The organism is Bacillus sp. DB-2 (genome assembly GCF_003315125.1).
GTDB lineage: Bacteria > Bacillota > Bacilli > Bacillales > Bacillaceae_G > Bacillus_A > Bacillus_A mycoides.
Genome location: NZ_QNRN01000027.1, coordinates 16,285 through 34,739, shown reverse-complemented (window position 1 = coordinate 34,739; position 18,455 = coordinate 16,285). Strand labels below are relative to the sequence as shown.

General features: G+C 33.5%; 16 protein-coding genes and 2 riboswitches. Of the genes, 2 read left to right on the top strand and 14 right to left on the bottom strand.

The window, feature by feature from the left end; genetic code table 11:
- Window positions 1-311 precede the first annotated feature (311 nt).
- The 5 genes from DET63_RS29225 to DET63_RS29205 all read right to left on the bottom strand — a co-directional run bounded on the left by DET63_RS29225 (window position 312) and on the right by DET63_RS29205 (window position 9,019).
- Window positions 312-1,817: a sensor histidine kinase gene (locus DET63_RS29225; protein ID WP_002139366.1), complete on the bottom strand. Its 1,506-nt coding sequence runs from the start codon at window positions 1,815-1,817 to the stop codon at window positions 312-314.
- The gene (locus DET63_RS29220) at window positions 1,801-2,517 is read right to left on the bottom strand and encodes a response regulator transcription factor (protein ID WP_395923495.1); all 717 of its coding nucleotides are present in this window, start codon (window positions 2,515-2,517) and stop codon (window positions 1,801-1,803) included. The genes DET63_RS29225 and DET63_RS29220 overlap by 17 nt, the downstream gene beginning before the upstream one ends.
- A gap of 131 nt (window positions 2,518-2,648) precedes the next feature.
- A complete protein-coding gene (locus DET63_RS29215; RefSeq protein ID WP_113938583.1) occupies window positions 2,649-3,974 on the bottom strand; it encodes an NCS2 family permease in 1,326 nt (441 codons plus the stop codon).
- A 128-nt stretch (window positions 3,975-4,102) separates the two neighbouring features.
- A riboswitch (purine riboswitch) is annotated at window positions 4,103-4,204 on the bottom strand.
- Window positions 4,205-4,359: 155 nt separating this feature from the next.
- Window positions 4,360-5,898: a glutamine-hydrolyzing GMP synthase gene (guaA, locus tag DET63_RS29210; protein WP_122974556.1), complete on the bottom strand. Its 1,539-nt coding sequence runs from the start codon at window positions 5,896-5,898 to the stop codon at window positions 4,360-4,362.
- 165 nt (window positions 5,899-6,063) lie between these two features.
- Window positions 6,064-6,165, bottom strand: a riboswitch (purine riboswitch).
- Window positions 6,166-6,247: 82 nt separating this feature from the next.
- Window positions 6,248-9,019, bottom strand: coding sequence for a TrlF family AAA-like ATPase (locus tag DET63_RS29205; RefSeq protein ID WP_142675695.1), 2,772 nt, complete (start codon window positions 9,017-9,019; stop codon window positions 6,248-6,250).
- A gap of 505 nt (window positions 9,020-9,524) precedes the next feature.
- Between DET63_RS29205 and DET63_RS29200 the strand changes: the two genes are divergently transcribed.
- Entirely contained in the window at window positions 9,525-9,953 is a 429-nt protein-coding gene (locus DET63_RS29200) for a GNAT family N-acetyltransferase (RefSeq protein ID WP_113938581.1), read from the top strand.
- 114 nt (window positions 9,954-10,067) lie between these two features.
- Here the strand turns inward: DET63_RS29200 and DET63_RS29195 are convergent, their stop codons facing one another.
- Window positions 10,068-10,313, bottom strand: coding sequence for a hypothetical protein (locus DET63_RS29195; protein ID WP_113938580.1), 246 nt, complete (start codon window positions 10,311-10,313; stop codon window positions 10,068-10,070).
- A 196-nt stretch (window positions 10,314-10,509) separates the two neighbouring features.
- Between DET63_RS29195 and DET63_RS29190 the strand changes: the two genes are divergently transcribed.
- The gene (locus tag DET63_RS29190) at window positions 10,510-11,346 is read left to right on the top strand and encodes a hypothetical protein (RefSeq protein WP_113938579.1); all 837 of its coding nucleotides are present in this window, start codon (window positions 10,510-10,512) and stop codon (window positions 11,344-11,346) included.
- A 71-nt stretch (window positions 11,347-11,417) separates the two neighbouring features.
- On the opposite strand, the gene DET63_RS29185 is transcribed toward DET63_RS29190, so the two are convergent.
- The 8 genes from DET63_RS29185 to DET63_RS29145 form a co-directional block, all read right to left on the bottom strand.
- Entirely contained in the window at window positions 11,418-13,097 is a 1,680-nt protein-coding gene (locus DET63_RS29185) for a DUF2326 domain-containing protein (protein ID WP_113938578.1), read from the bottom strand.
- Window positions 13,087-13,317 (bottom strand): ABC-three component system middle component 6, encoded by a 231-nt coding sequence (locus DET63_RS29180; protein ID WP_113938577.1) that lies wholly within the window; start codon window positions 13,315-13,317, stop codon window positions 13,087-13,089. The genes DET63_RS29185 and DET63_RS29180 overlap by 11 nt, the downstream gene beginning before the upstream one ends.
- Window positions 13,318-13,866, bottom strand: coding sequence for a hypothetical protein (locus DET63_RS29175; RefSeq protein ID WP_113938576.1), 549 nt, complete (start codon window positions 13,864-13,866; stop codon window positions 13,318-13,320).
- Window positions 13,866-14,090 (bottom strand): hypothetical protein, encoded by a 225-nt coding sequence (locus DET63_RS29170; protein WP_098909991.1) that lies wholly within the window; start codon window positions 14,088-14,090, stop codon window positions 13,866-13,868. The genes DET63_RS29175 and DET63_RS29170 overlap by 1 nt, the downstream gene beginning before the upstream one ends.
- 199 nt (window positions 14,091-14,289) lie before the next feature.
- Window positions 14,290-14,538 carry a phage major capsid family protein gene (locus tag DET63_RS29165; RefSeq protein ID WP_113938575.1) on the bottom strand — a complete coding sequence of 83 codons (249 nt, stop codon included), beginning with the start codon at window positions 14,536-14,538 and terminating at the stop codon, window positions 14,290-14,292.
- A gap of 406 nt (window positions 14,539-14,944) precedes the next feature.
- Window positions 14,945-17,236 carry a BppU family phage baseplate upper protein gene (locus DET63_RS30875; protein ID WP_235661831.1) on the bottom strand — a complete coding sequence of 764 codons (2,292 nt, stop codon included), beginning with the start codon at window positions 17,234-17,236 and terminating at the stop codon, window positions 14,945-14,947.
- Window positions 17,237-17,457: 221 nt separating this feature from the next.
- Window positions 17,458-17,946: a hypothetical protein gene (locus DET63_RS29150; RefSeq protein WP_113938574.1), complete on the bottom strand. Its 489-nt coding sequence runs from the start codon at window positions 17,944-17,946 to the stop codon at window positions 17,458-17,460.
- Window positions 17,946-18,428 carry a DNA repair protein Rad50 gene (locus DET63_RS29145; RefSeq protein WP_113938573.1) on the bottom strand — a complete coding sequence of 161 codons (483 nt, stop codon included), beginning with the start codon at window positions 18,426-18,428 and terminating at the stop codon, window positions 17,946-17,948. The genes DET63_RS29150 and DET63_RS29145 overlap by 1 nt, the downstream gene beginning before the upstream one ends.
- Window positions 18,429-18,455 lie beyond the last annotated feature (27 nt).

The window sequence follows — 18,455 nt, the reverse complement described above, 5'->3', positions numbered from 1 at the left end:
GATCAAACTCTCCAATAAAGTTAGTTTGTCTAGCATCTAAAAATAAAAATTGACGTTCACGTTGTTTGTTTCGTTCAGTTTTCAAAGAACTACTTAGTCGCTCATTCGCGACTTCCTTATGTTAACATCTTCGTTAGTTAATGTCAACTAAGTTTTTCATTTTGTTTGCCGCGTTCTGCGTTATTGCATCGGCGACTTGTTTTATATTACACCTCTAAACTCTAATCGTCAATATGTTTTTCTAAAAAAATATAAAAAGGCTTATTCCTTTTAAAATAAGCCTTTTTATCCTATAACATTCTATTCATTTATTATTTTTCTATAATTGGTAATGAAACGATGAACTGAACGATCCCGTCCTCATACTCAGCTCGAATACTACCACCTTGCAACTCAACAATACTTTTCGCAATAGCTAATCCGAGCCCCGAACCTTCTGTTACTCTACTTCTAGATTGATCTTTCTTATAAAACCTTTCAAACAAGTTCCCTAACTCTTCTCTCGTAAACTCTTCACTATGATTCGCAATAACAATTTGTATATTCCTGCGCTGCCTTTGAAGAGAAACTTTTATCTCTCCGTCATCTTTACTATACTTAATTGCATTCATTAGTAAGTTGTCGAATACACGGACCATCTTTTCCGAATCAATCATCGCATATGCACGTTCCTCAGGAAATTTCTTAACAAACATAAGGCCATGCTCTTCCGCTTGTGGTACTAACTCTTCTATTAATTGATCAAGTAACTCATTTACACACACTTCCTGTTTTTCTAATACAACTTGTTCATTCGTTAACTTCGTATACTCAAATAAATCTTCTATTAAATTCTTTAACTGCTCCGACTTCGCAAAAGCAATTCTCGTATACTCATCATGTTGTTCTTTACTTTCATATTTAGAATCTCGAAGTAATCGCAAGTAACCCATAATAGAAGTCAATGGTGTACGCAAATCGTGAGATACATTCGTAATAAGCTCGTTCTTTTGCTTCTCTAATTTACGTTCCTTTTCTATATTATTCATAAGCTCTTCCGCCATATTATTAATATTCTCAGTTAAAGACGCAATCTCGTCCTCACCTTTCTTCTCAATACGATACGCTAAGTTGCCTTTTTCTATTTCCTTTACACCTTGTGCCATCGCTTCAATTTGCTTCATCTTTCTCTTTGTTATATAGAAGAAAGAGAAAATGAATACGAGTACACCTATGAAAAATGGAAACGGCCCTTCTTGCGTATCATATCTCACTTCACCTCCCGGAATCCCACTAACAAACATGTATAAATTCTTATCTTCTATTGTAATAGGTGCAAAAGCTATAAATTCTTTTCTTGTATTTTCAAATGCATCTTGCCCGTTTGAATAATTGATTGCAAATGATGCTGCATTACGAATTGTATTGTGCAAATCAATTTGTTCTTCCTGTGCCTGCTTTGTCTTATATACAACTTTGCCACTCTCATCAGTAACCAGTACTTTTAAAGCTCTAGATCCTCGTTCTAAATTTTGGTTCTCCATTTCGATCATATTGGATATAGCTTCTAATTTATTTTCATGAACTGCACTGTTCGCCACGCTTTGAGCTTGTTGGTGAATTTGTCTCATACCATCCCGATAATCGATTGTCGCCTGCCGATTCGCATTCTCAAAAAAAGGTGCTGCTCCCTTTGCTAAAAAAAGCCCTAATAACGCACAAGCAGTAAACGCAGTAATAAGTTGAATTCGTATACTCCGTTTCACACTCTTCACTATCTTTCCAATTAATTCTCGAATTTTCCTAACATAAGTAAATGGATTAAATATCTTTTTCAATCTTATACCCCACTCCCCATACTGTTTTTATATATATTGGCTTCCTTGGATTCTCCTCAATCTTTTCACGCACTTTCCGAATATGAACCATTACCGTGTTATCCGACTGGAAAGATCTTTCGTTCCAAACCTTTTCATAAATTTGTTCCGCACTAAAGACCATCCCCGGATTACGAACTAGTAATTCTAAAATTGAAAATTCCCTCGGGGTCAGTTTCACTTCTTCTCCATCCACAATGACTGTATGAGTGGAGATGTTTATTTTCATCTCTCCAATTTCTAACTCATCCTCATTTTGAATAGCAAAACCATTCATCTTCATATAACGACGTAACTGAGATTTAATTCTTGCGATTAGCTCTAACGGATTAAATGGTTTCGTTACGTAATCATCTGCACCTGTTGTTAATCCTAAAATTTTATCCATATCTTGCGTTTTCGCAGAAAGCATAATAATTGGCATTTCTTTCGATTCTCTTACTTTCATACACATATGAATACCATCTACCTTTGGCATCATAATATCTAATACGACTAGATGTACTTCATTTTCTTCTAGTAAACGTAATCCTTCTTCTCCGTCTCCTGCTTGTAGTACTTTATATCCTTCATTCTTTAAATAGATTGTAATAAGATTTCTAATTTCTTTTTCATCATCTACGACAAGTATTGTTTCGTGTGCCACAATATCTCCCCCCATCACTTTTTTAATCCCTAACTTCTATTATAGGAAAACTTCTGAAGAAAAACGCTCGGAAATCCTTAAGATTTTCTGAAGACGCAAAAAAGGTCTAGACTCCCCTCAAGTCTAGACCTTTCAAAAAACCCCTTTTATTTACGAACGTAGATGAAATATAGTACGAATAAAACTCCCATAACATACATAATTGGATGAATCTCTTTACGACGACCACTCACAACCATTGTAATTGGATAGAAGATAAACCCGATTGCAATTCCTGTTGCGATACTATACGTAAGTGGCATTGAAATGATAGTAAAGAACGCTGGCACTGCAATCTCGAATTTCTTCCAATCAATTTCTCCTAAAGATGAAACCATCAAGATTCCTACAATAATTAATGCTGGCGCTGTTACAGCTGGTGTCACAACACTTAATAGTGGTGAGAAGAATAGTGCCAGTAAGAAGAATCCTGCTGTTACAACTGCTGTAAATCCAGAACGTCCTCCTGCCGCTACCCCCGCAGAAGATTCAATGTAAGACGTCGTAGTAGATGTACCTAGAATTGCACCAATTACAGTTGCAATCGCATCTGCAAATAATGCTTTACCTGCACGTGGTAATTTATTGTTCTTCATTAATCCCGCTTGATTCGCAACCGCTACAAGCGTACCTGCTGTATCAAAGAAATCGATAAAGAAGAACGTTATAATAACAATCGCCATTTCAACAGTGAAAATGTCTCCAAAGTGAGTTAATGCTACCCCGAACGTTGGTTCTAGACTCGGTATTGCTCCCACTACAGCTTTCGGAGTATCGATTAATCCCGTTGCCACTCCTAAGATCGCTGTAAGAATCATACCGTAGAATACTGCACCATTAACTTTCTTAATCATGAAAATGATTGTAGTAACAACTCCGAAGATTGCTAGTAACGTTGTACCCTTTGTTAAGTCCCCCAACCCAACAAGAACAGCATCATTCTTTACGATAATTCCAGCGTTTTGGAATCCAAGGAAGGCAATGAATAATCCAATACCCGCCGCTACTGCAAACTTTAACTCTACTGGAATTGCATTAATGATTTTTTCACGAATACCTGAAGCAGTAAGAATAATAAAGATAATACCTGACATTAATGTTCCAGCAATTGCCGTTTGCCACGGAATCCCCATCGTTAACACCGCTGTATAAGCAAAGAACGCGTTTATTCCCATACCTGGCGCTAAAGCAATCGGATACTTCGCAAATATCCCCATAATTAACGAACCAATCGCCGCTGCTAATGCTGTAGCAACGAATACTGCACCTGGATCCATTCCTGTACCTGCCGGTAATCCTTTAACATTTCCAAGCGACAGCGTAGCAGGATTGACAAATAGTACGTAAGCCATAGATAGAAATGTCGTTAAACCTGCTATGAACTCTGTTCTATAATTTGTGCCGAGTTCATCAAACTGAAAATAGCGTTTCATCTTACGTTTCCCCCGTTATATGATTACTCGCCGTATTTCACCCTAGCCCTCTTTTATCTATAAAAATAAAAAAGGCTTCCATTGCATATACATGGAAGCGTTCTATGAATAAAGACAAGTTTCCCCTCATCTTTATAGAAACGCCTCGTAGTCAAGCCATTTACGGTAGCTAGGTAGAAACTTTCGGGCCATATCCCCGATATTATACGACGGCATAATATTCACTTTTAGTTTGAATTACATACTCATATTAACTCGAGGAGGTGGTTTTGTCAATTTAAAAACGAACATTTTTATAAACTTTTATATTTTCGTTCGTATTAAGGGTGAAAACAAAAAGATCCATCTATACATGAACGATAGATGGATCTTTTTTATTACAATACTATTCCCACTCAATAGTTGCTGGTGGCTTACTCGTTATATCATACACGATACGGTTAACGTGTTTTACTTCGTTTACGATACGTACAGAGATTTTCTCTAATACGTCCCAAGGGATACGTGCCCAGTCAGCTGTCATACCATCGATAGATGTTACTGCACGGATACCTACTGTGTAATCGTAAGTACGCTCGTCACCCATAACACCTACGCTACGCATACCAGGAAGCGCAGTGAAGTATTGCCAAACTTCGCGGTCTAATCCTGCTTTTATAATTTCTTCACGTAAAATTGCATCAGATTCACGAACGATTTCTAATTTCTCTTCTGTAATTTCACCTAATACACGAATACCAAGTCCTGGACCTGGGAACGGTTGACGCCATACGATTTCATCAGGAATTCCTAGTTCTGATCCTAATACACGTACTTCGTCTTTAAATAAAGTATTTAAAGGCTCAATTAATTTGAACTGCATGTCTTCTGGAAGTCCACCAACGTTATGGTGAGATTTAATTGTTTGTGCAGTTGCTGTACCACTTTCAACGATGTCCGTGTAAAGTGTACCTTGCGCTAGGAAGTCCATTCCTTGTAATTTAGAAGCTTCATCATCAAATACGTAAATGAATTCATTACCGATGATTTTACGTTTTTGCTCTGGATCTTCTACACCTTTTAACTTGTTCATGAAGCGCTCTTGTGCATCCACTTTAATAACGTTCATATGGAAGCCTTCGCTAAATGTTTTCATAACACCTTCTGCTTCATCTTTACGAAGTAAACCGTGGTCCACGAAAATACATGTTAATTGGTCACCAATCGCTTTATGAATTAATACTGCTACAACAGAAGAGTCTACACCGCCACTAAGTGCGCATAATACTTTTTTGTCTCCAACAGTTTCACGGATCTTCTCTAATTCTACTTCAATAAAGTTCTCCATGTTCCATCCTTCAGAACAACCACATACGCCGAATACGAAGTTTTTAATTAAATCGTTACCGTGCTCAGAGTGACGTACTTCTGGGTGGAATTGTACACCGTATAAGTTTTCCGCTTCATTACTCATACCAGCAATTGGACAAGACTCACTTGTTGCATCTACTACGAATCCTTCAGGTAAACCAGTTACTAAGTCACCATGGCTCATCCATACAACTTGCTCTTCTGGAAGGTTCGCATATAATTTTGATTCGTTCTCTACTTTAAGAACAGCTTTTCCGTACTCACGGTGGTTGGCACGTTCTACTTTACCACCAAAGTGTTGCGTCATAAGCTGCATACCGTAACAAATACCAAAAATCGGTAATCCTAGCTCAAAGATTTTTTCATCACAATGTAATGCACCTTCACCGTATACACTATTCGGTCCACCAGAGAAAATAATCCCTTTTGGATTCATTGCTTTAATTTCTTCTGCAGTAATTGTATGCGGATGAAGTTCACTGTATACACCGAACTCACGAATTCGACGTGCTATTAACTGATTGTACTGACTTCCAAAATCTAAAACGATAATTGTATCATGCTGCTTCTTCAAAATAATCACCCCAACGTTAGTTCTCGTATATAAATATTTTCACCAATTTAGCAAAAAGCATTACCAATATAATAAAAAAAGCCAGTCCTCCGCCTCTAGTCTCATGACAAAGAAAAGGCAGGGGTCTGGCTTTATAAAGAAAGATAGTCTTCCGCTCTTTATAAATATAAGACACACTGCCTTCATAGTCAGGTTGTTTACGGTAACCCGGTAGAGACTCTCAAACCATATCATTGAGGATATATGAAGGATCGTTTTATATTATCTTCCTAGATTCTAACAATGAAGTATCAGTATGGTCAAGAGAGAAAGCGACAAAATTCTACAGAAATTAAATTTCTATCTGTGTCTAGCTGATATTATATCGTCTAGCCCTTAATCTAAAAGCAGTTTCTCCGCCTTCCATGACATCACAAATTTCCTGTCTAACTAACTCATCTTCAACTGCACCACTACATAGCAAACTAACACCACTTGCCTCAGAATCCATACAAATCACCCACTCAGAATCACCATTTACAGGAATATTCGCATTATGACTAACAACTACGATTTGCCTCTTAGCTTTTGTTCGTTTTAACCTTTCTACGATTAGGTCATATATTAAATGATTATCTAAATCGTCTTCTGGTTGATCCAATAATAATGGAGTCTCGCCAAACGATAACAAGAAAGTTAAAATAGCCGACGTTTTTTGGCCCGCTGAGGCATTTGTGAGTATCTTAAATGCCGAAGATCCATTTGGCTTATATTTAACACCTATCTCATCTTCAGGAATCAATAAAGTTAATTCATCTATTTGCTCCTCATTTAAACCTTTTATTACATTTATCATCCTTCCGCCTAATTCACCTGTTACTAAATCACCTCGCCTAATTGCCTTGAACTCATCAACTGTTTTTGCAACACCCACAGTAATGTCTTTTTCACGGAAGCATTTTTTCACAATTTTATTAATGTCTTCATCATACCCTGTATCTTTTTGAATGATTTTCCGGAATAAGCTCTTGAAATTTTGTAAATCTCTGTGCGGCTTTATTTCGATTTTCACATTATCTTGATCTGTGATTACACTATTAATGAATTCTCTTCGTTTTTTTGTAATTTCTTTTCTCTTTTCTATAAATCTGGTTTTAATTTGGTCCTGTATAGCAATTTCACCTAACAAAGCTTCTTCGAGTTCTAAGACATCTTTTAAACTCTCTTCCAAACTAGCTAACTCGTCTGTAACTTTTTCTAGTTTAGAAAGATCATCGATACCTTTTTCCGCTAATTCTTCCTTTTTCATTTTGAATTCATTTTTAATATTGGTATACTTATGACTCCACTCGCTTCTATTTAATTTTTCTTTATATTCAAGTATTAGTTTCGTCGTCCTTGTTTGCGCATCTTCCACTAAACTTTGAATTTTTTCATATTCTGTCACTGTATCATCTATAATTTGTTCCATTTCCTCTTTGAAAGCACTAGAAAACCCTTCAATATCAGGGACTTGTTTTAATTCCAACTGACCAACCATAGAAGAAATCGCATTCTCTTTTTGAGTTAATTGGTCTATCACTGTTTTCAATTCGACAAATTGAATATTATAGGAATTATAGCCTTTAATTAAATTCTCAAATCCACTCTCCTTAAATGAGCTGATTTGCTGTTTTTTATCCCTTATTTCCGCACTTAACTTATTCTTTCTGTCAATACTTAATTTCATTCTTCTAATTTTAGATGATTGTTCCAGATATTTAGATTTTAAATTAGACAGTTCATCTGTAATCGTGGACATTTCTTTTATCGGACTATCTATTCGCTCTCTTAAAGCATTGGGCTTTTTAGCTACTTCAAATATTTGCTTTTGCGAAAAAACATCCAGATGAAAGACACTAAATAGATCTGCCTCATCAAGCTCCATAAACTTTTCAAGTGTTTGATCATATTCGTAAATCCCGATATTCAGAGGACCTTGTTTACTGAAATTGGACATATGAATTTTATATTCTTTTCCAAAGCGTACAACTATAATCTCTAAAACAGATTCCTTTTTTAATACCCCTTCATCATTCTGCTTGATTCTAAAAAAGTTTTCTTGTTCTTCTGCTAAATTGGATAGGCCTCTTAGGTCATTTATTTTTTGAAATACCCCTCTGACAAACCTAAACAAACTAGATTTACCAGTACCTCTTCCTCCAATAATTGTTGTCATTTGGGGATTGAAACAAAACTCTATCTCATTTTCATTTAGTTCTGTATCACTAATCCTCATGCTCTTCATCCAGGAATCCGGTAATTCATATGGAGGATTTTCAGATGTAAAATCATTTCTAACTCTATGTTCAGGTAATAAAAGTGCTTGCCTTAGACTTTCAAAACTTATTTCTTCATCCATTTTTATCCACGTGAATCTATTTCCAATCCCCCATAAGCCATGCCTGGAATCTCCTTGACTATCTGGGTTGTCCGAGAATGTTAAGATAGCTTTTTCATAATTTTGCGCTCTCTGCACAGAAACCTTCCATTTTTTATAAACGTCTTCACTTATCGTACGGTTGTAGTATTCTTGCAAGTTAGTTTCAACTTCTTGCTTCTTTACTGCATTACTTAAAAACATCTCATGTACAACTTGTACCCCATTAACATATGGACTCTCTAGCAATTCCTCTCTATTAATATGCGCTATTTCACATATACCATTAAATTCATCTATATGAGCAGGGATTATTATCCCTCCTTTTTCTTCCACCTTTTTTGCCAATTCAATTGTTGATAACGGCGAATAAGCATCTGCTGTCGCAAACGCTTCTCTATCAATACCTATGTTCAATAAAAAATCTTCAATAAATTGTGTCCCTTTATCTTTATCAAAAATAACTAGCATATGTACCTTGGATTCACCACAAGTCACTTCAACCCCAGGAAATACAGTTAATGGTGTACTTTCACTAGCTATTTTTATTTTGTCGATATATGCTCCCGTATTATGATCCGTGACAGCTACAATATTTAGCCCCTGTTCTAAACATCTATCTACCCATTGCTGAGGAGTTACACTTTGATCTCTAAAGCATTTACTAGCAGGTGTATGTAGATGTAAATCCGTTTTATACCATCTGTTTCCTCTATATTTCAAAATATTTTCCACCTTTGCACTTTTTACGTTGTTCTGTATATCCGGTTCGTAATATAGTTTTATATTACGAATATGAAATTTTGAACTCTGAATCCTATACGTAATTTCAGTTTTATTAACATTATTACCATGTTTCTTTTCTCTACTTAAACTAATTATGAAATAACAATATTATTAAAAAAGCTTCTCGTTAATTATACAATTAACGAGAAGCTTAACAACACGAAAAGTTTCAAGGCTTTATTACATCATTCCGCCCATAAGGGTACATATATAATAGAAGGAAATACGTATTAATGAAGGTTATTATATCAACACTTTCAATTTTTTTGTCCCACGGAAAATCACATTTCCAAACTCTTTCGGTCACTTTTCGGACACTAAAATACATGGTGTAATTTAGCAAACAAAAATCGCTGACAAATCATCAATACGAGCTATACCATTCTTATGGTTTTAGATATAATGATATTCATTCTAATAAAATTAAAAGGAGTTAATTGTTTTGAAAGAAAAATTCAACAAGATCCCTCTTCATGTACAAGACTTTCAAAAATTAAAAATGTTATTAGACGAATTAGTACAAGATGAAATAATGTTCATAAAAGGGGTTTCTAAGTATGCTTTAAATATTTCTTCTGAAGAACATAAGGTCACTATTAACCTTAGAAGCGAGTTTTACCCCGATCCATACTTAGCGATTACTGCTATAAACATTACCCCAAGTAATCAAGGTAAAGGAAGTATTGTTCTTGAATGGTTTAAAACATTCGCTAAAGAAAAAGGATTCGAACGATTAGTATTACAAGAAGTTATAACTGAAGAAGGTTACCACTTTGCATTAAAAAATGGTTTCTCAAAAAAGGTTGGTCCATTCGAGGAAATATTTAGAAAGCCTGATAGTACTGACGGAAATTATGAATTACATTTATAAAAAGTAAAATAAAAGTGAACGAATATTATTTTGTAATCGTTCACTTTTTTACTTGGTGAATTATCTAACACAGTTTCTCCTTCTCTTTCCGTAAAAGCCATTCCTCCTTTTCATTCATGATTTTTTACCTCTTTTCTTTTTGTTCCCTTTGTAAGTAAGTATGGTACGCAACTTACCATCTTTCAGAACAACCTCTTTGTCATAATTCGACAAAATTTCAACATCACTTGATGATTCTTCCTTTCCGCCATATACCCCGTATCCAGCTCGAAGTAAGAACTCAGAAAGACCTTCCAGAATCGGTAGTTCATAATCTTCTAAAGTAACGTTGGTTACTTCAATACCTTCTCTAATTATCATCGAATCACCCTTTTAGTTGGAATATGGATAAGTTCACTTTAAGATGTTTTGATACCTTTGAAAGAAATTTAAAATCCTCTTCAAATATAAAATACTTTTAGTCCTTTCACGTCAAATATTCATTTCCAAACTTAACCAACATAACTGTTAAGTATGGTAAAATATTCTATATAAAAACGTTAAGGGGGATTATTTAATGGGAATTACTTTACTTGATACATTAAAAAATTTTATTGATTTTATAAATCCAGAAGGAGCAAAATCAAAAGAAATTCAAGAAAACATCACTCGTTCTCACATCGATGCTACTAATATTTATTGTCGAAACATAAATGAGTTATCAGCACAATTCAATATAGAACAAGCGTATAAAGTTGAAATCCGCGCTTATAATGCCGATAAAAAAGAAGAAAATTATCATCTCCACTTACAAAAATACACTAATTTAAGTCATCTAAAAAAAGCTTTTCTGAATGGAATGGGTGAATTACACTTGTTAGATTTAGAGGAAAAAATAAAGATACTTCCTTCAACCTACATTTTCAATGAACACAACATTAAATACAAAGCCATTGACACTAGAAAATTAGTTCCTGATTTCCTTTACACTTTAGATGATGAAGAATACTGCGTTACATTAAAACCAATCCACACTGCTACGTCAAAAAAAGAACTACAATATGAATTACAAAACTTATATAAAACCCTCTACTTATCATTAAATAAAGAAATCGATATCGATTCAGATTTCCAAACATCAACATGCTATGAATCAAAGCATTTTTTACGTTATTTTAGATTAAATCAAAACAGTTTATTTTTAGTAGTAGAAGATTTAAAAGGTAACGTGCATCATCATACATTTAAAAACATCGAGGAAATCAAACATGGATTATCTGGTGGCGGTACACAATTAAAATTTTGGATTTATATGCATGGAGACACTTATCGTTTCTATCTCCCTTATGATGAAACAACATTTAAAACAACTCAAGTTCCATTGGATCAAGAAATATTTAAGTTGGTCATATAATAGCTGTGTAAAGAAACATATAAAAATATATTTTTTACTAAAACAAAAAGAGACCCTAAAAAGGTCTCTTATCACATTCTAAATAACTTATCTTCTTTTGAAAGGCGTGCTCTTATATCTTCATGTTTTATTATTTCATAGTGACTAATTTTTTCATATAGCACAGCCACTATATACTGACACTCCATACTATTCACTATACGAATCATATTCTCAAAAGAATCTCCATCCATTGATTCTAAAACATCATGTATAATAAAATAGGGTACACTAATACCATTTTCTTGAGCAAATTTCAAATAAGACAGATCGAATGAAGAAATAATAGATTTTTTAGTTCCTGTACTAAGACCCCCGTCTACATTTCCAATGCTAACAGGAAATCCTTCTTTATTATAGTATAAAAAGTAATTGTCATTTGAGATCTTTTTACTATAATCAGTAAAGTAAACGTTAAACTGCTTTATTTTTTGTTCAATATTCTTATCATTTATATTTATTTCTTCTAACTTCTCCGCATTTTCTTTTAGCTTATCTTCAATCCCCTTATATACTTCACAAACTTCAGAAATACGCCCTTTTTCTTCTTGATACTTCAATAAATCCTTTTGAAGCTTATTATACTCTTCTACACTATTTTCTCTTATTAGCATGATAACATCTTTATTTTCAAGAAATATCCTATCTATCTCTTGACTAGTTATTTCAATCTCTTTATTTTTCTTAACCAATTGATTTTCATAAAACCGAATTTTATTTTCTACTAATTGTTGATTAAATTCCAACAAATCTTTAAAATCCTTATTCAAGTTTTTAAATACTTTACTTGTTTCATCATATAAATTATGTAATAACGCTGTATCTACTGTTGGAACTTCTTGTTTTGCTGAATATAAGATATTTTTTATATGCTCACTTTCAAAATTCAATCTATCCAGTCTATCTATTAATTTAGTATAATATACCTTTATCTCACCAATTTCCTTTTCCGTAAGCCTATATTCATCTGAATTAATAATTCTAAAGAGTTTACCTTCAATTTGAATTATATTACCTTTTAAAATTTCTAGGCTTTGTAATAATTCACTAACATTGTTAAATCTATGCATCTGTTTAAATTTACGCATATCATTTTTACAATCAGCTATATTCTTTTCTAATTCTAATATTCTTTTGTTTGTCTCCTCATTTATAAGTCTAAATAAGTAAGAGTATATATTTTTATAATCTATATCTGATGTTGATGAATGAAGATATTTTAAAAACTTATCATTATCCCCTTTTTGATCAATCCTCACAAATTTAGTAATTAATTGCCTGAAGGTCGGATTTTTATCATTATTATCAAAAATTATTCGATTTAAGTCTAAATGAACTTCCTTTTGTGTACGACTTTTACCATTTATATACCGTTTCCCTCTATTATATAATTCTACTCTCAGGTTTAATTCACACGCATTTTTCTCAGAAAATGCGTTAGTTAAAATTAATTCAGCTATTACTTTCTTATCTTCTATATAATTTTTTAATTTGCTGTTTATACTACCTGTTTCAAAATCAGTATAAATGTATTTTTTATCTTTTGCTCCTAAGCAAATATCAATTACCTTTAAAGCTGTTGTTTTCCCAACATTATTTCCTCTTTTTCCGCTATCATCTACTATTACATTTAATCCTTTTTTAAAAGTTATAGTTCTAATCTCTTTTTCTTCAGGAACAGTTTCTGATAGAATCAATTTTTTAATATACATGGCGTATCTCTCCTTTATACAGTTCAATCTTATCTATTAAAAATAGGAAATTTAATGATAGAGAGTAGTCCATATATTTAAGTTTTTTATTGTATTTATTAACTATCTCAAGATATAATTCTTCAATTGACATAGATTCTCTCTGGCGTAATTCTTCTAAAATACAGCACGCTATAAAATAAACACTATCCACTGGTTTTCCATCTTTATTAATTAACATCTACTCATTCCTTCTTGGAACAATTTCTAACAATTGACATTTAGTAAATGCATAAAACATAATTAAATGAATGGCTTCACATTTTTCTTCCTCTAACATTGGATCATCGCTAAATTGGTCAGATTGAACCACTATCTCACTTAAGTTATTGAAAACAATATCTAAAATCTCATCCTTTGAAAAATTAGCATTTACATTTTTACTTTTCACATAAGTTGTTTTTATATTTCTAATTAATAGTTCCCTTTTAGGTATTCTTTCTAAAACTTCCTCAACTACACCATAATATAAAGAATACATTTCAAATATTTCTTTATATTTTTCTATATGGTTATATTCTATTTTTTCTATCCAATCACTATTTGTATGTAGAGCATACTCCTCTCTGAAGTTCATTTCAGCTTTAGATAAAGTACAACAAACATCATACAAAATGCTCCTCTTCATTCTATTGTTATGATTGGGAATATGTAAATAAGTATCACCTATCCTATTGTTGTTTCCAATAACACTGGGAGAATTATCACCTGATCTAATAGTCCCACTCATTATTTTCCACCTTTTCCAATGCTATTATCATTACCAATAATATTCTGCGAATTATTACCAGATTTAATCGTTTTGTTTTTCTTTCCCTGTACCTTCTCTGATTTTATTGTTACGATTGTTTTTTCTAATTCAACCACTTTTTTCTTTAATATCAAACTAGAAATTGAGCTATATATAGCTAAAATTGAAACGATTATTTTCAAAACTAAATCTAGTGTTTCCACAATATCTCTCCTAACTTTGTTTTATATTAATGTGAGCTTCTATATTAAACACAATATTTACCATAACGATTATAGCAAAGAAACAGTTTTGTTAACAGTTCACAATATTTATTGAAGTAACATATACATTTTTAATAGAATACCATTTAATAAGAAAAAGAAGCTGATGCATCCGATAGATGTCAGCTTCTTTTTCTGCTTATTTAATCTCCAAACGATACACAGTTGGTTCTACCTCTGAATAGATTAACTTTCCATCAAGAAGGTTATATAGCTTAAATCCAACTTCATTTATAAGAGCATACCTTTCTGGCATTACCTCGACTTCTAATCCAGTAACGTTTTCTTGAATAACGAAAGATGAAAAGTCACCAAAGTAAAATACTGCAGCTGTATCTACTGATCCTTTTACAGCATCTTTGCAATCTAGTGGGAATCCTAATAACATGTAAATTACTCCACCGTCCTTTTTATGGATAGTGGCTTGTTATGTTATTGAAAAGGATTCGATCTGTTTATGTTAGAATTTAACCGTTTAGACATCTGCATACATTCCTCTAATATTCTTTTTTGCTGGTTTTACACTATTTTTACAAAAGTATGTGTGATTTTACTAATCATTTATTTAAATATCAATCGATTATTATTTATATTAATTTAAAAAGAATGATATTTTTTCCATAGTAAATATCATTAACATGAATAAAGATGGGAATGCTCCCTGCTGAATAACTGAATTAAAAATTGCATCTTTCACTGTTTTCATCCCCTTTTTAGCAAAATAAAAAAGCCTGCTTCTGCAGGCTTTGGTTTGTTATAAAAGCCGTATTTTATTGAAATATATACTCACCTCATTAATACATTGGATTCCATGAAGATCCATTGAACCCTTCGTGTTTTTTTGAAGTGGAGTTATAACGAATCGCTCCTTCTACCGATGGAACAGTTCCGGTTTGAAATAGTAATCCCGCTATTTCAAGAGAGCCAAATTGTAACCCGCTATCACTTACAATTCGTAATGATGATGCACTTGTTCCGATTCCTAATCCGGCTCCGTTTACATTCGGATTTACGAATTTTAATCTCATCGGATTAGTACCGTTTATTTGTAAAATCGAATCTATGAAAATAGGGTTTGCATCTGACGCAGAAATTTTACTTACATACGCAATTGCTGCTTCGACGTTTCCAGTCAGGGTATTTTTGTCATTTCTAACTTCTAAGGTGTCTGCTCTATTCCCAGCCTTTAGATGTACGCCAGATACACCTTTGTTCAACAATTTTAAGTCATTATCGGCTAATTCGGAGTAACCGAGAATAAACTTGTCCGCTTTCAAACTCCCATAAGTTTTTCCGTTATCGCCAACAATACCTATAGTGTCTGGAGCCCACGTTTCAAGCTTCAGTCTAGCTCCACCAACACCTTCTTCAACAAGTTTAACTTCGTTACTAGTCACATAAGATGCCTTAGTTTTAGATAAATAGACTTTATTCCCTTTTTCTAAAATGACGTCACGAACAGGTTTGATGTCATTTACGTTTACTAGATCACCGTCCATGTTATTTAATGAGAGTCCAATTAGATTTTTTATATTCGCACTTTCCGTTAAACCTACATGCCATTTTTTCATTTGACTCATGGCAGCGTAATAAATTTTGTAATATGAACCTATTTTTACGAGGCAGGAACGATATAAATAATAGTTATCCCATTTGCCACTGTTGGCTGGAGTTGGATTCATAATGGACACCAACGAAAAATTAGTTGGATTATTAGACACTCCGTGCAATAATTCTTTTCTATCATTAGCTAATGGTAAGGAAGCATCTCCAGCATTAAGTAGCATTTCATAGTTAGTTCCATATTTAATAACGTCTAAATGCCATGGTCTATACGATTTCGAACCAGTATTAATTGTTACAGATTGTATGTTTCCCCAAGTCTTTCCGTCAGGACTTTCTGTGTACTTGATTTCAAAATTACCAGTGACATACCACATTTTATACTTGTTTTCATCAAAAACAATCGCAGGAGAAAGCGCCATATTATTTCCTGATAGTGTATACATAACTTCACGTTCTGACCAATTTATCCCATCAGATGACTTTTTGCGCATAATCTGATCGGTAACTCCATTTTTATTAAATCTATACCAACATTCGAGATAACCATTAACGAGCAATAAGTGTGTATCACTCATATGATATTTATCTGTGATTTCAGCTTCTGTCGGCTGGTCAATCGGATTTACGATCCCAGAAGGATTAACCCAGTTGGTTCCATCGTTAGAAACTGAGATACTTGGATTTTCATATCTATCTATTGAATTCGGATAAGGTGTATGAGCCATCCAATATTTCCAACCACTCCAACCGTTTTCGAAATATACCACTTTAGGATGCGTTGTTTGGTTAAGTCCATCATAAGTAGCAATGATTAAAGGATTGTCCGCATTAGCGGTAAACTTTAGACTGTCTAATAGACCTTCTATTTTTACTTGTTCCTTGTCTAAACGTGCTTTCAATGAAGATGAAGTGTCCCCTTTTACATCTGTACGCGCTTGAGCTGCTTCAACAGATGAATCGCCGTTTACGACAATAGTATCTAATTGAGTTTGTACACTATTAGATAATTCATTAGCTTTTTCCGCAAACTCTTTTGCTGCTGATGCTTCCGCGGCGGCTTGGCTGTTTATTTCTTCTAATGACATTTCATTTAATTCTTTGATTAGTTTTTCTAAATCAGATAAATAAGATTCTGACGGAATGCGATTTGTCATTGCATCTGGTAATGTGATTAATACAAAATCTTGCGTTGTCGCTCTTATTATTTTATCTTTTTCAATCGACATAAACGCTTGTTTTGCCTTGCCGATTGCTCCGAACGTTTCAGTAGGGAATGTATATTCAAAGTGTCCTTTTGTAGCATCAATCATTTTTACGCCATTATCATCACGAACAACTGTATTATCAGGCTTTACACATTCAAAAAATACTTTTGATCCTGTTAAATTATATGGACTTCCACCGTCTATTAGATAAATATCCGCAATATTACTTACTTTATCGCCAACGCGACCAGTGACAATAGAATTGAGTTGAGCGTGTTGTGTTTTATTAACGTCTAGTATTAATTTAGTTTTCATGTTCTGTTACCTCTCTTATTATTTCTTCTGCAATTACTTCCTTAGTAACTTTATACCTAAAGCGCTTCTCTCTCTTTATTTCATGTTGTTCGTCGTTTAGGTATAAATACATTAGACAGTTACGCAAAATAGCATATTTAACAAACTGGAAAGCCGTTTTTCATATTTTCGTAATTTCCGACTTTAAACGGAAAAGACCTCCGGATAACAAGGTTCATGTGTTATCCTTCAATAACTAACGTTTCGTTTACTTCTTTTCCCTCAACTTCAATCGCTGGATTTTTAAGCACTTTTTGTTTACCACTCTTTTTCGGCCCGTCCAGGACTTCGACTCTCTTTTCAATCTTCACTGAATAGTCGACTCCAAATATAGGAGATTTTAAATTACCCCATTTTGTACTTGTTTCCCATTTTCTATAAATCTTGTTTTCTACATAACGTAACACTTCATTTACTCGCTGATCTTCTGATTCGTTTGGATCATCATAGTAAAAAGTATATTTGTCATTAGGTTTGAAGTTGCTTTTGTTACGTGATAAGGCATTCTTTAACCAGTTTTTAAATTGTTCGTCCCTTTCTTCCTTTAATAAGTCCATACGACCAAATAATACTTTCCCTGCATCTGTTAACGGCGTTAGTTCAATATCATAAGTATGATACGCATGTTTTCTTTCGCGTGCTGATAGAATTTTTTCATATAATGTAATCATTATCGTAATACCCCCGATTTTGTAGATGTAACCATTTCATATAGTTCACAGTAATACCCTCCGTAAGTCTCGTTACAATGCATTAACTTTCTGTGAGCTTCATGCATTTCATTTAGTTCTACATTAATAGCGGAAACTTCATCGGCAATAGACGTTTCTAATTCATCTTTTCGTTTACATAACTTGATATATCGCTTGTCCATTGCTTCAATATCTTTCTTGACCACTTTCGATGCCTGCACCTTGTCTTCTTCGCTAACAATAACAGTTGGAGTATAACCAAATTTCCTTTCGGCTTCATACTCTTTTTCTAGTCCTTCAACGATCTTTGTAATATGGTTATATTCATCGCGTGATGCAACGTTTCTTTGGCATTCGCGAGCTAATTTAAGTTTTTCCAAGGTTGGAAGGCTTCTTTCTTCTGTTTTGATTCGTTGATAAAATAATTCTTTCAATTTTAAACTATTTTCTAAATGTGCCATGTTTTCATGACCTCCCGTTATATTATT

Bases quoted from the DNA above. Each gene is read 5' to 3' on its own strand.
- DET63_RS29220 (WP_395923495.1), bottom strand. From the start codon at position 2,517: ATGGGGGGAGATATTGTGGCACACGAAACAATACTTGTCGTAGATGAT.
- DET63_RS29215 (WP_113938583.1), bottom strand. From the start codon at position 3,974: ATGAAACGCTATTTTCAGTTTGATGAACTCGGCACAAATTATAGAACA.
- DET63_RS29195 (WP_113938580.1), bottom strand. From the start codon at position 10,313: ATGATAATTAGAGAAGGTATTGAAGTAACCAACGTTACTTTAGAAGAT.
- DET63_RS29190 (WP_113938579.1), top strand. From the start codon at position 10,510: ATGGGAATTACTTTACTTGATACATTAAAAAATTTTATTGATTTTATA.
- DET63_RS29185 (WP_113938578.1), bottom strand. From the start codon at position 13,097: ATGTATATTAAAAAATTGATTCTATCAGAAACTGTTCCTGAAGAAAAA.
- DET63_RS29180 (WP_113938577.1), bottom strand. From the start codon at position 13,317: ATGTTAATTAATAAAGATGGAAAACCAGTGGATAGTGTTTATTTTATA.
- DET63_RS29175 (WP_113938576.1), bottom strand. From the start codon at position 13,866: ATGAGTGGGACTATTAGATCAGGTGATAATTCTCCCAGTGTTATTGGA.
- DET63_RS29165 (WP_113938575.1), bottom strand. From the start codon at position 14,538: ATGTTATTAGGATTCCCACTAGATTGCAAAGATGCTGTAAAAGGATCA.
- DET63_RS30875 (WP_235661831.1), bottom strand. From the start codon at position 17,236: ATGAAAACTAAATTAATACTAGACGTTAATAAAACACAACACGCTCAA.
- DET63_RS29150 (WP_113938574.1), bottom strand. From the start codon at position 17,946: ATGATTACATTATATGAAAAAATTCTATCAGCACGCGAAAGAAAACAT.
- DET63_RS29145 (WP_113938573.1), bottom strand. From the start codon at position 18,428: ATGGCACATTTAGAAAATAGTTTAAAATTGAAAGAATTATTTTATCAA.